This is a genomic window from Vibrio injensis (assembly GCF_001895205.1).
In the GTDB taxonomy this organism is placed as follows: domain Bacteria; phylum Pseudomonadota; class Gammaproteobacteria; order Enterobacterales; family Vibrionaceae; genus Vibrio; species Vibrio injensis.
Window position 1 is genome coordinate 343,978 of record NZ_BDJF01000016.1, and the last position, 13,797, is coordinate 357,774.

The 13,797-nt window shown below is 42.9% G+C and carries 12 protein-coding genes; 5 read left to right on the forward strand and 7 right to left on the reverse strand.

Annotated features, from left to right (window positions below):
* Positions 1–3: 3 nt before the first annotated feature.
* From cydA to cysS, 5 genes are all read right to left on the reverse strand, one after another.
* Entirely contained in the window at positions 4–1,590 is a 1,587-nt protein-coding gene (cydA, locus tag BSR11_RS06720) for a cytochrome ubiquinol oxidase subunit I (protein ID WP_072669669.1), read from the reverse strand.
* A 703-nt stretch (positions 1,591–2,293) separates the two neighbouring features.
* Complete coding sequence (gene ruvB, locus BSR11_RS06725) at positions 2,294–3,298, reverse strand: Holliday junction branch migration DNA helicase RuvB (protein WP_072669670.1); 1,005 nt, start codon at positions 3,296–3,298, stop codon at positions 2,294–2,296.
* 111 nt (positions 3,299–3,409) lie between these two features.
* Positions 3,410–4,027: a Holliday junction branch migration protein RuvA gene (gene ruvA / locus BSR11_RS06730; protein ID WP_072669671.1), complete on the reverse strand. Its 618-nt coding sequence runs from the start codon at positions 4,025–4,027 to the stop codon at positions 3,410–3,412.
* Positions 4,028–4,102: 75 nt separating this feature from the next.
* Positions 4,103–4,624, reverse strand: a complete 522-nt coding sequence (gene ruvC, locus BSR11_RS06735) for a crossover junction endodeoxyribonuclease RuvC (protein ID WP_072669672.1) — start codon at positions 4,622–4,624, stop codon at positions 4,103–4,105.
* Positions 4,625–4,813: 189 nt separating this feature from the next.
* On the reverse strand, positions 4,814–6,196 hold the full coding sequence (cysS, locus tag BSR11_RS06740; RefSeq protein ID WP_072669673.1) for a cysteine--tRNA ligase: 1,383 nt from the start codon (positions 6,194–6,196) through the stop codon (positions 4,814–4,816).
* A 146-nt stretch (positions 6,197–6,342) separates the two neighbouring features.
* Here cysS and BSR11_RS06745 point away from each other — a divergent pair, with 146 nt between their 5' ends.
* From BSR11_RS06745 to BSR11_RS06760, 4 genes are all read left to right on the forward strand, one after another.
* Entirely contained in the window at positions 6,343–6,837 is a 495-nt protein-coding gene (locus tag BSR11_RS06745) for a peptidylprolyl isomerase (RefSeq protein ID WP_004394955.1), read from the forward strand.
* Between the two features lie 39 nt (positions 6,838–6,876).
* Positions 6,877–7,608 (forward strand): UDP-2,3-diacylglucosamine diphosphatase, encoded by a 732-nt coding sequence (gene lpxH, locus BSR11_RS06750; protein ID WP_072669674.1) that lies wholly within the window; start codon positions 6,877–6,879, stop codon positions 7,606–7,608.
* A gap of 115 nt (positions 7,609–7,723) precedes the next feature.
* A complete protein-coding gene (locus BSR11_RS06755; protein ID WP_072669675.1) occupies positions 7,724–8,935 on the forward strand; it encodes an EAL and HDOD domain-containing protein in 1,212 nt (403 codons plus the stop codon).
* A 59-nt stretch (positions 8,936–8,994) separates the two neighbouring features.
* Complete coding sequence (locus tag BSR11_RS06760) at positions 8,995–9,453, forward strand: YchJ family protein (protein ID WP_072669676.1); 459 nt, start codon at positions 8,995–8,997, stop codon at positions 9,451–9,453.
* Positions 9,454–9,474: 21 nt separating this feature from the next.
* On the opposite strand, the gene BSR11_RS06765 is transcribed toward BSR11_RS06760, so the two are convergent.
* Together BSR11_RS06765 and BSR11_RS06770 are read right to left on the reverse strand one after the other, a co-directional pair.
* Complete coding sequence (locus BSR11_RS06765; RefSeq protein WP_072669677.1) at positions 9,475–10,143, reverse strand: DUF2057 family protein; 669 nt, start codon at positions 10,141–10,143, stop codon at positions 9,475–9,477.
* Between the two features lie 72 nt (positions 10,144–10,215).
* On the reverse strand, positions 10,216–11,175 hold the full coding sequence (locus tag BSR11_RS06770; protein ID WP_072669678.1) for a porin: 960 nt from the start codon (positions 11,173–11,175) through the stop codon (positions 10,216–10,218).
* 549 nt (positions 11,176–11,724) lie between these two features.
* On the opposite strand from BSR11_RS06770, the gene dinG reads away from it, so the two are divergent.
* Positions 11,725–13,797: an ATP-dependent DNA helicase DinG gene (dinG, locus tag BSR11_RS06775; RefSeq protein ID WP_072669679.1), complete on the forward strand. Its 2,073-nt coding sequence runs from the start codon at positions 11,725–11,727 to the stop codon at positions 13,795–13,797.

The window sequence follows — 13,797 nt, forward strand, 5'->3', positions numbered from 1 at the left end:
TGCCTAGGCTTCGACTTGACGGTTGACTTTGTCTTCCAACGAGCTGCCATTTTGTTCAAAATGGTAGCGGCCAGTTTTCAAGCTACTTGGGCCTTTGCGAATAAACTTAAGCATCAAATACACTTCAGCAATAAGGAATAACGTATACAGTGCTAAAATCGCAATCAATGATGTCCAAATTTGTCCAGCCGTCAATGCGGATGCTGCAACGTTAACCGGAAGTATTTCACCTACCGCCCAAGGCTGACGACCATATTCAGCGACAAACCAACCTGCCTCAGCAGCAATCCACGGTAATGGAATACTCCATAGTGCCGCTTTGAGAACCCACTTTTTCTGCTCGATTTTTTGGCGACAAGTTTGCACAAACGCCGCGCCGAAGACAAACAGCATAATGAAACCACAAGCAACCATGATTCGGAAAGACCAGAATAGCGGCCATACCGTAGGGATAGAATCGTCTGCTGCTGCTTGGATTTGCGCCTCTGTGGCATCAACAACATTCTCAGTGTATCGTTTTAGCAGTAAGCCATAACCGAGATCTTGCTTAACCTCATTAAAGGCCAGCATATTCTCTTCAGATTTATCACCAGCACGAAGCTGCTGTAATAGGTCGTAGGCATACATACCATTACGGATACGATCTAAGTGCTCTTCACGTAGATCACGTAAACCTGTGACTTCTTTATCTAATGAACGAGTCGCGATAATCCCCATCAGATAAGGAATTTTGACCGCATAATCCGTTTGCATCGTTTCTTGGTTAGGAATACCAAATAGGGTAAACGCAGCAGGAGCAGGTTCAGTGTGCCATTCAGACTCGATAGCCGCTAGTTTTACCTTTTGTACATCACCCAATTCGTAGCCTGATTCATCACCCAGTACAATCACTGATAGAACAGCGGCAATACCGAAAGAGGCGGCGATAGCAAATGAGCGGCGAGCAAACGCAACATCACGTCCCTTCAGTAGGTAGTAAGCGCTGATACCAAGAATAAACATCGCACCAGTGGTGTAACCAGCAGCCACTGTATGAACAAATTTAACTTGTGCGACCGGGTTGAGCACCACATCGGCAAAGCTAACCATTTCCATACGCATGGTTTCAAAATTGAACTCAGCACCTACAGGGTTTTGCATCCAACCGTTAGCAACAAGAATCCACAAGGCAGAGAAACTAGAGCCTAAAGCAACCAGCCAAGTTACGGTAAGGTGTTGGCGTTTAGAAAGCCTATCCCATCCAAAGAAGAACAAACCGACAAAGGTTGATTCTAAAAAGAAAGCGACCAGCGCTTCAATGGCGAGCGGCGCACCAAAAATATCGCCGACGTAGTGAGAATAGTAAGACCAGTTGGTTCCGAATTGGAACTCCATGGTCAAGCCAGTCGCTACACCCAGTGCAAAGTTAATCCCGAAAAGCTTACCCCAGAACTTAGTCATGTCCTTATAGATTTGCTTATCGGTCATTACATAAAGTGACTCCATAATGGCGAGTAAAAACGCCATGCCCAAAGTCAATGGAACGAATAAGAAGTGATACATCGCTGTCAGTGCAAACTGCAACCGCGATAGCTCCACTACATCAATCATGGTAACTCCTTTGTGTCGGCTGAATGACACTTATGACATAACGCCCAACGTATACATGAATTAAACGTAAGATCACCGCTTAATTTCCTGTAATGAATTGTTGCAATTATGTGCCGTTGTGGTTAGTAAATCGTTAAGCTCTAGCTAATATAGCTGCGACTAATACTACTGCCAAAGACCCTGAGTTTCAAAGGGTTTGTTCGGGAAAGCGCTTTGATTTAAATCAATTTCCATGACACATCAATGCGCAAAAAAACAACAAAATGATACAAATCAAGAAAAGGTCAGATTGGGTGTTTTAATAAGGTAAAAAAAAGCAGAGCGGATACGGATATTAAACACAATCAGTTAACAATAAACTCAATTAGTCTATTTTTCGTCATTTTAAGTAATGTGTAAAAATGTGACCGAAATAAAAATATTTTGAGCTTATTCCACCGTTTCTATCGTCGAGTATTCAGCGCTCTTCTCTCGTTGGTTCATGTCGCCACTCACTAGCCAGTAGGCTCTGACATAAACACACCTAAATCATACAGAGCGTGTATGACATGGCTATAAAACGAATACAGGAGATATTTTGCAGATAAGGCCGCTTCAATACTGCCGATAGTTGAAGCGTTCGACAGTATTGAGTTTATTGATCAGGAAAGCGAAGCTTTACTTAGATTGATGCTGAAATGGCGTATCAAATTGAAATCAGAGACTACTTTTCTATTCCAAAATGCAGATAGGCTCGATCGGTTGCAATGCGTCCACGAGGGGTGCGCTGCAAATAACCTTGCTGAATAAGGAAAGGTTCTAATACATCCTCAATGGTATCTTTCTCTTCGCCAATCGCAGCCGCTAAGTTGTCAAGTCCAACGGGACCACCAGAGAATTTTTCCATGATCGCCAACAGTAGCTTTCTGTCCATATAATCAAAACCGAGATGATCGACATCAAGCATATCGAGCGCTTTACCCGCCGTATCCAGACAGATATGTCCATTGCCTTTCACTTCTGCATAATCTCGTACTCGGCGCAATAAACGGTTAGCAATCCGTGGTGTACCTCGCGCGCGGCGTGCGACCTCTAATGCCCCATCGGCATCCATTGACAATCCAAGGCATTGCGCGCTGCGCTGCACAATATTCTGTAAATCAGCGACATTATAATATTCTAGACGTTGCACAATACCAAAGCGGTCACGTAAGGGCGAAGTGAGCGATCCAGCGCGGGTAGTCGCTCCAATTAGGGTAAAAGGCGGTAAATCTATTTTGATCGATCGTGCCGCAGGACCTTCACCTATCATAATATCTAATTGATAATCTTCCATGGCAGGATAAAGTACTTCTTCAATCATTGGGCTCAAACGATGAATTTCATCAATGAATAAAACATCATTTTCATCCAAATTAGTCAGCAGCGCCGCCAAATCCCCAGCCTTTTCTAAAACTGGACCTGAAGTAGTACGAATATTCACTTCCATTTCGTTGGCGACAATATTAGCTAACGTAGTTTTACCCAGTCCAGGTGGACCAAAAATTAATAAGTGATCAAGAGGTTCACTGCGTTTTTGTGCCGCTTGGATGAAAATTTCCATTTGATCACGAACATGATCTTGTCCTTGATAGTCGGCAAGTTTTTTCGGTCGAATGGCCCGATCAATCACTTCTTCCTCTTTAAAAGCAGGACTGATTGGGGCAATAAGGCGATCGGCTTCGATCATAACAGAGATTCCCATGATGTAATGATAAGGGCAACAGAGTCAGTATTCATTAGCATAGTTCAAGGCGGAAAATGAGACGCTGCCGCCACCCAGATAATAGACTGAACATCATCAAACCATTGATTTTAATGCTTCTCTAATTAATTGCTCACTGGTCATTCCTGGTTTTGCCATTTGAGAAACGACTTTAGAGGCTTGAATGGGTTTATAACCTAAAGAGAGTAAAGCGCTGATCGCTTCTTCCTGTGCATTTTGCTCTGAATGCACTGGAGAGGAGTCTAATGGTGCAGCATCCGTCGCTGGGGTAAATAAGTCACCACTTCCCCAGCCTTTTAAGCGATCTTTCATTTCAACTAACAGACGTTCGGCGGTTTTTTTACCTACTCCAGGTAGTTTAATCAAAGTTGAGATATCCTCGCGTTCAACGCAAGCCACAAACTGACTCGCCGTCATACCGGATAAAATCCCTAGCCCCATCTTAGGACCAACGCCATTAGCTTTAATCACTTCTCGAAATAAAGCTCGCTCGCTCACGGTATTAAATCCATACAAAAGCTGGGCATCTTCGCGAACCACAAAGTGTGTGTAGATGATCGCTTCTTCATTAATATTCGGCAATTCATAAAAACAACTCATCGGCATTTGTACTTCATAACCAACGCCATTGACTTCAATCACAATTTGCGGAGGTTGTTTTTCTATTAATAGGCCACGCAGACGTCCAATCACTGGGATTTCCTTGCTAATAACTAGGAGAGAATGTGTTAGATAATAATAAATAACTGGATGGATAGCCAGTTAAACTCAGCGATAACGTCCACGCCGAGCATGAGTGGCTTTACCAGCTAAAGCCAATAACGTTTTATTGGTGTTGGCATGGCAAATAGCGACACCTAATGCATCTGCGGCATCCGCTTGAGGTTTTGCTGGTAATTTCAGCATTTGCTGCACCATATGCTGGACCTGAGTTTTATCTGCCCCGCCCGTTCCAACCACCGCTTGTTTGATCAAGCGTGCCGCGTATTCATAAACGGGTAAATCAGCATTCACGGCGGCGACAATGGCACTACCACGAGCTTGACCTAGCTTTAACGCTGAATCGGCATTTTTCGCCATAAAGACTTGTTCAATAGCAAAAGCGTCTGGCTGAAATTGAGTAATAATTTCACTCACTCCAGCGTAAATTTGTTTGAGTCGCAAAGGGAGTTCTTGATCCGAGGTACGAATACAACCACTGCCAAGATAAATAAGTTGACGGCCTTGTTGACGAATAACGCCATAGCCAGTAATGCGCGATCCGGGATCAATACCCAGGATTATTGACATGTTTTATTCCTAGTTGATATACCTAAACGATGTTTCGTCATTGGGCACCGTTGTTATCAGCATAGCCAAAATAGGACAAACAATGCCTAAAGCGAATCCCATCACTCAATCACGTCAGGTACAAGAAAATACTCAGCAGGAAAAGAATACAGCGGGCGATTCACCCGCTGTATCGTGGAGATGGCACGCTTATTTACGTCGCCAAGTGGTTCCGTTAGGACCATCTTCTAAAATAATCCCCATCTCCGTTAATTTATGACGAGCAAGATCGGCATTCGCCCAATCTTTATTCGCTCGTGAGTCATTACGCAGTTTGATCAGCGCTTCAATTTCACTGGTTTGTTCATCATTGCCAATCGAACCTTGCAAAAAGCTTTCTGGTTCTTGATAGAGAATACCGATCACATCCGCTAACTCACGCATTAATGCCCCCAAAGCACTGGCTTGAAGCATATCTTCTGTTTTAAGTCGGTTGACTTCACGCGCCATATCAAATAATACCGAGTAGGCCTCTGGGGTATTAAAATCATCATTCATCGCGCTGGTAAAGCGGCTAACGTACTCTTCACCACCAGCCGCTGCGACCGTCATATCCAAACCACGTAAAGCAGTATAGAGACGTTCTAAAGACGCTCGAGCTTGGGTGAGGTTTTTTTCACTGTAATTCAACTGACTACGATAATGACCAGACATTAAGAAATAGCGTACAGTTTCTGGGTCATAATGCTGCAACACATCACGAATGGTAAAGAAATTACCTAATGATTTTGACATTTTTTCTCTGTCTACCATCACCATGCCACTGTGCATCCAAGTATTCACATACTGGGTATCATGAGCACAGCAAGATTGGGCAATTTCATTTTCATGATGCGGGAACTGCAAATCAGAGCCACCACCATGGATATCAAAATGATTACCCAAAATGGATGAGTTCATCGCTGAGCATTCAATATGCCAACCGGGACGTCCCTGACCCCATGGTGATTGCCACATTGGCTCGCCCGGCTTAGACATCTTCCATAATACAAAATCCAGCGGGCTACGTTTTGCCGTCTCAATATCAACCCGAGCGCCCGCTTGAAGTTGAGTTAGATCTTGTTTGGATAATCGGCCATACTCTTTAAATTTGCTGACTTCAAACATGACATCACCGTTATCGGCAACATAAGCAAAGCCGCGATCAATCAGCCGTTCTACCAAGGCAATAATTTCTTCAATATAAGCCGTGGCACGTGGTTCGATATCTGGACGCAATATATTGAGCGCATCAAAATCGGTGTACATTTCTTGAATGAGTCGCTCCGTCAATGAATCGCAAGACTCTTGATTCTCAGCGGCACGTTTGATGATTTTGTCATCAATATCGGTGATGTTACGCACAAAGGTGAGATCGTAACCCAAATAGCGTAAGTAGCGCGATACCACATCAAAAGAGACAAAGGTACGACCATGACCAATGTGACAGAGATCGTATATGGTGACTCCACAGACATACATGCCGACTTTTCCGGCCGTAATGGGTTTGAATTCCTCTTTCTGTCTTGTGAGCGAGTTATAAATCTTCAGCATGATCTCTATCTACTTACCGTTAATTACTAAAATGATAAGCGAGTATAACAACTCTATTATCACTAGGTCATCCATTTGGTGTTTTGAATGCGCAAAAAGTTAGGCTAAAATCAGCCATTCATACAAAACAAGTAAAGGTAATAGCTATGATCACCCTACATACCAATTTTGGTGACGTAAAAATTCAACTCAATACCGAGAAAGCGCCAGAAACCAGTGCCAATTTTTTACAATACTGCCGCGATGGCTTTTATGACAATACGCTTTTCCACCGTGTGATTGATGGATTTATGATCCAAGGTGGTGGTATGACTTCTGGCCTACGTGAAAAAGCGACTCGTGCACCTATCCGCAATGAAGCAAACAATGGTTTGAGCAATAAAACGGGCACACTAGCAATGGCACGCACCATGGACCCACATTCTGCAAGCTCGCAGTTTTTTATTAATGTCAATGACAATACTTTCCTTGATTTTAAGTCTGAAAGTCGTGACGGCTGGGGATACTGCGTATTTGGTGAAGTGATTGAAGGCATGGATATCGTCAATAAAATCAAGACCGTTAGCACAGGTTCTTATGGCATGCATCAAGACGTTCCACTGGATGAAGTTGTGATTACTCATACGACTATTGCAGAATAATCAATGGATGGAGCGCGGCTGCGCTCCATTAACGGCCTTATGTACACATTATTTATCTCAGATCTTCATCTTACCCCTTCACGTCCCGATATTACGGATTGCTTTATTCAGTTCATGCGTAATGATGCGACCCAAGCCGATGCTTTGTATGTATTGGGCGATTTATTCGACTTCTGGATCGGAGATGATGACCCGACCCCTTTTAGTCGACAAATTAAGCAAGAATTTCAGCAACTGACGTCTGCTGGCGTACCGTGTTACTTCATCCATGGTAATCGCGACTTTTTGGTAGGTAAACGTTTTGCGAAAGACACGGGTGTGATGTTACTTGAGCAAGAGGCACGGATTAACTTGTATGGCACATCTGCGGTGGTATTACATGGTGATACCCTATGCACCGAAGATGTTCGTTATTTAGCCTACCGTGAAAAAGTCCATCAACCTTGGCTACAATGGGTATTTAACCGATTACCTTATTGCCTAAAAAAACGTATTGTTCGCCGTGTACAAAGCGATATTCGCAGCGATAAAGTCCATAAAGCCATGGAGATCATGGACGTCACTCCTAGTGAAGTCATCAAAGTGATGGAAGAGCATCAAGTTACATTAATGATCCATGGCCATACCCATCGCCCTGCTATTCATCATATCGATAACGAAGAGACAAAAATCCGGATCGTTCTTGGCGATTGGCATCATCAAGGATCGGTACTACGCTATTCTCCACAAGGCTATGCTTTAGAAACAATCCCTTTTATCACCAAAAGTTGATTAGCTTTTCGAACATAAAAACGCTTTTAAATAACATCCATTGGGTTAGCTTAACAGACGTACTACTATTAATGGTGGTACGTTAAGGCGATAGATAACTAAGAAGGGCGTCCTATTGAAGTACTCCTATATTGCAAGGCAACCGATTTTAGATCGAGAGCGTAACACAGTCGGTTATGAACTACTGTTTCGTGATGGTCCTAACAATACCTTCCCACAAATCGACGCCGAACTTGCCACCAGTCGATTGTTATCGGACCACTTTTGGTCAGTACAATATCGTGCCGGAAAATTATGGGAGTTTGTTAATTTTCCTTATCAAAGCTTAATTAACCTCGTACCTACCCTATTTCCTTCCAGTAACTTGGTTGTCGAGGTACTGGAAGGCTGTACACCCACCGAGGAACTGCTTAAGGCGATCATTGAGCTCAAAAAGCTCGGTTATACTATTGCCCTCGATGATTTTGTACCCAGTAAAGAGTGGGCAGCTTTTTTGCCTCATATCCACATTATAAAATTTGATATTCATACTGTTCCTATCGAAAAAGCTCGCTTATTTATTAAGCAATATCAAAAACACAACATACAATTTCTAGCCGAAAAAGTTGAAACCTATCAAGAATTTGAGTCAGCAAAGCAAGCTGGATTTGAATACTTTCAAGGTTATTTCTTTAGTCAGCCAGCGTTAATTCAACGAAAAGCACTGGAACCCGCATTTTTAACCATCGTGCAACTCTGCAAAGAAATTGCCAAGGAAGAGATTAACTATCAAGAGTTAGGAAGATTAATCAGTAAAGATTTGACGCTCTCGTATAAATTACTGACCTTTGTCAATTCTTCGGCCATGGTGAGCTCAAAAATACGCTCCTTTAAACAAGCCCTAGTTTATCTAGGTGAGACAAGATTACGTCGCTTTGTCTCTTTAGTCGCGATTGCCTCCACTCATAAAGATAAGCCTGATGCACTGTATGGTTTATCCATTCAGCGAGCTCGTTATTGTGAATTATTGTCTCTCAATATTGCCAATGCCGACCAATCAGGCAATGCTTTTCTAACAGGAATGTTCTCACTGATTGATGGCTTACTCGATCAACCCTTAGCAGATATTATTGAAGAGATGCCGATTGAACAGCAAGTCAAAGACGCGATTGTTTCAGGGGCCGGTCAGTTAGGTAAGGTACTGCAACTGATTAAAGCGTATGAACAAGCTGAGTGGCAAACCGTGAACGATCTGGCTAAGCAGCTCTCATTAGCGGAACAAACCATCAGTGATTGTTATCATCAAGCGGTTAATTGGACTGCGGATTTGTTTAATAGCCATCAGTAGACAGCTATCTCCATTATCCTTAAACTTCGTTGACTCTTTTTCTATGATGATTTTATTTTATGGATATCTGCTATTGTCAACGTCAAGTTGAATATGCCAAATGCTGCCAACCGATTCATTCTGATCCTACTAATGCACAGACCCCAGAGCAATTAATGCGGGCTCGCTATAGTGCCCATGTATTAGGTTTAGTCGATTTTGTCATCAATACCTACCATTCTTCTTGCCACGCCGATCTTCAGCGCGAGGCGATCGCAGATTCGATCAATAGCCAATGGACAGGATTAGCAATCATACGAACCTGGTTGGGGAGTGATCCCAACGAAGGTTTTGTGCACTTTAAAGCCTTCTTTGTTGATCAGCAGCAAACACTTTGCTTAGAAGAACAATCACGTTTTGTGAGGGAAAATCAGCAGTGGTTCTACATTGATGGCACCTTTCCAAAGCACAATAAAGTCGGACGTAATGAGCCATGCCCTTGCGGGAGCGGTAAAAAATTCAAGCAATGCTGTGGGTAAACTGTTTTTCAGTCTTCCCAATTACTCTTGCTGACCGATCCATTGACGAAAGATGGCTTTCTGCTGCTGATTCGCTTGCAAATAGAGCTGTTGCAATTGACTGACAAGAGAGTCTTCATCGGCTGAGGGAAGCGGCTGAGAGTGACTAGGTATCAATTTAGTCCGATTATCCACCGTCAGGTAGCTCATGCTAATCGACGCTTTACCGGATTGTTTATTGTATTCCATCACGCTATCAATAAAATTTTGTCCAAGTACAAAACCGCTGATGGCGATAATGTCACTGGTCTGTTCAATTGGTCGTTGGTTAGTGGCATCAACCAATTGCCAGGTAAACTGATCAATCTCTCTTCGTGCTTGCTGGGCATTGCGATAATCGGGTAACTGAAATGTTAGCTCTTGATTTTCAGCATTAAAGCGCACGATGACTAATTCACTGCTGACCGTCTCTACCGTATCGCGATTCACAAATGGCTGGGAGTAACGAAAAGCGATTTGATGCGTCCCATTAGGCAAAACCAGCGTTTTATTGCTACTAAATAACCCACCTTCGAGCCGCGGTTTTTCTAAATTGACTACGGATAAGTTAATCGCCTCAGGCACCACTAATTGTACTTGAGCATGAGCCAGACTAACCATACTGCAGGCCAGTAAGCATCCACGCCAGATTAGGTTGATATAAGTCGTCATTACGATAGTTTCTCCCATAAAACATAAAAAAGCCCAGCATAGCTGGGCTTATAGTAACAATAACGTTATGAATTACCAGTAAACACGAGCACCGATAGCAAGGCTGCTTACGTTTTTCTCGTTATCAGTATCGTTGAAACCGTATTCAACATAAGTACGTGCCCATTTAGCAAACATATACTCAGCACCTAGGTATAGGTTAGTAATGTCGGCCGCATCGTTCTTACCATCGATAAATTGTGCACCACCGTAAAGCGAAGTTTTTGGAGCAACTTCGTACTTAGCACCTAGGTGGAAACCGTTAGATTTCACTTTACCATCAGTCAGTTTATTCTTATCTTCGTTATAAGCATAAGTAAAACCAACCGTACCTTTACCTAATAGGTACTCAGCTGTCGCTTCAAAGTAAGTTGACTCGACATTTTTCACGCCAACTTTGTCAGTCATTGAAGCGCCACCAATATGCAGAGCCCATGAATCATAAGTAGTACCAGCGTAGATCTCGAACAACTCAGCATTGGTGTTATTCTCAGCTAGGTTGTATTGTGCCTTCACCCAGCTATTGTCTAGAGCCAACTGGTATTTAATTGCACTGCTTTGCCAAAAGTTTTCTTTAGTATCCAGACCACCACGGTATGGTGCCAAACCATAATGGTATGAATATTCAGCACCATATACATCATCATAAAGAGGGCTGTGCTTACCGTAGGTCATAACACCGTACTCTGAGCTCATACCGATGTAGTGCTGACGCAATTCCCAGCTTTCACCAACACGGTACTCAACTTTAGCAACAACATCCAAACCTTCTTCAAGAGCTTTGTAAGTGAGGTTTACCCCAACACGTGAAGAACCTTGGTCAATTTTAGGATCAACACTGTTACCGTTTGCGTCTTTTTTGTTTGTAAACTCAACGTGCTGACGAAGTTGACCGTAAAAATCGACAGTCACGTCGTCTGATTTGTAGATATCTGCTGCGTTTACTGACGTTGCTGCTGAAGCAACCAGTAGTGCGACTAGAGTTTTTTTCATAATAATCCACTGCCTTTTCTTAGTATGGGAATTCCGTTTCGGTTCCCTTAGTTTTAGAAGATGGTCGGCTAACTCTGCGGTTAGTTACCATCGCCACTAAATTCGAGCTTTAGATTGCAAAAGAATACGGCGCATGTCAAATATGAAAAAAAATATTTATAAAAACAACATAAACCATTAAATAACAACAAGTTAAATCTAAATCCCACTCTATTGATAAGCATTGAAGGTGAAAAATATAATTAATAATAAATGTTAAATAGTTTAACAATACACCAATAATTAGAACTTAAATCTAAATTAAATGCGACTTTCAGATTAGTAGACCAAATTTAAGAAAACAAAAAGCATTAAAAACTAAAATGCATCTTGAACATCTTAAGTGTATGAAGGTTCAGTTTTTTTTTGTGAGCAAGATCTAGAATTGATTTAAAAGCAGGCAATTATCGGACTCATGGCGGCAAAGTTTTCGATTTCATCCAACAAAATTCCCCACCGCTCATCCAAAAAGCTGTGTTACTATCCTGCTCCTGCTACTTAGGTCCAGTTATGTTAACCACAAAAATTCAACAATCCATTCGTACCAGTTACCAAAACCTGCACCATCAGTTGGATAATTTTATCCCTCGGCGCGCACAAAATTTTCTGGTCGCAGAAATTGCCAAAACACTCTGTGGTCAATATCACGCTTCAACCCGCATGATCGTCGCAGAAGCAGGAACTGGGATTGGTAAATCACTCTCTTATTTAATGGCCGTCATCCCTGTCGCACGACTTAATCAACGTAAAGTGGTGATATCCACCGCAACCGTTGCTTTGCAAGAACAGTTGATGCACAAAGATTTGCCACTGTATCGCCGCATCACCGATCAAAACTTTTCTTTACTGATCGCCAAAGGCCGACAACGTTATTGCTGCACCGAAAAATTGGCGGTGGCTTGTGGTCACGATAACAATCAGTTAGCGATGTTTGAGAGTAAACCAACAGCAAAAGACACTGAACAGTTGCAGACGCTTTATCAACAGCTAAAAAACGGGCAATGGGATGGCGATCGTGACAGTTGGCCAAGCCCTATCTCTGATTTAGTGTGGTCAACTATTGTCAGTGATAAACACAGTTGTAATGGTAGCTTCGCCGCTCATCGAGATTGTCCTTTTCAAAAAGCACGCTCCGAAATGGATAAAGCCGATGTCATTATCGCCAATCATAGCTTGGTGATGGCCGATGCCGACTTAGGTGGAGGCGTGATTCTTCCTGAACCTGAAAATACCATTTATGTGTTTGACGAAGCGCACCATCTGCCTCATGTGGCCCGTGAACATGCCTCAGCCTCAGCCAGTATGAAAGGCAGCGTTAGTTGGTTAGAAAAGCTCAATCAAGCGCTCGCGCGCGCGATATCGCTAGCGGATGCCAAACGAGTCGCACGCTTTGAAAATGAAGCCCGTAACGCCTTGCAACAACTGATCCCGCTCCTCAATCAACTACCCAATCAGTTTGATGCCAGCGCTTTTGAAGAGAATGTGCTGCGATTTGAACATGGTGAACTTCCTAGCTGGCTTGAAGAACAAGCCAAAGAACTTAAGCTACATTCTCAAAAAGCCAACCAAGCCGTGAGCAAAATTACGGATTTAATCGCCGAACGTGTCAAAGACGGTGAACTGGCCAGCCGTTTAGCTGAGCCTGTTCTCGCCGAATTAGGTTTCTTCTTACAACGTTTAGAAAAACTCGCCCAAGTTTGGCAATTAATGGCTGAGCCTAAACGAGAAAAAGGAGCCCCACTCGCACGCTGGTTAGCAATCCATAATGGACGAGAAGGCGACTATATTGTTAATGTCTCACCTCTTGAAATTGGTTGGCAGTTGGATCAAAAAATTTGGAGTCGCTGTGTTGGAGCCATTTTGGTTTCTGCGACGATGCGAGCCTTAAATTCATTCAGTTTCTTTTGTCGTCAGGCCGGGATCAGTGAAAAGCCAGAAGATGGCGTACGATTTTTAGCCTTATCGTCGCCGTTTGATTATCAAAATCAAGCCAAGCTATTGATCCCTAAGATGGATTATGAGCCGCAAGCGGCACAATATACCGATCATCTCGTCGAAAAGATTCATCAGTACATTGTCCCTAATCAAGCCAATTTGGTCCTGTTTGCTTCTTACTGGCAAATGAAAGAGGTTGAGCAAAAAATCAGCAAAAAATTTCTAAAAAAAGCTTGGGATTGGCAAATGCAAGGTACAACATCCAGAACTGAGCTGCTCAATAAACATAAAATGCTCGTGCAATGCGGCAAAACAAGCATCCTTTTTGGTACTGGTAGCTTTTCGGAAGGGCTGGACCTTCCGGGTGAACTTTTACAAAACGTCATCATAACCAAAATTCCTTTTGCTGTGCCTAGTTCTCCCGTTGAACAAGCCCATGCTGAATATATTCAGCAACGCGGGGGTAATCCCTTCTTGCAAATTAGTGTCCCTGAGGCGAGTAAAAAATTAATTCAAGCCGTGGGGCGATTATTGCGTAAAGAAAGTGATTCTGGCCGAGTAGTTCTGCTTGACCGACGTATCGTTTCTAAACGCTACGGCAAAGCACTCTTGGATGCGCTTCCCCCTTTTCAACGGATTATTGAATAA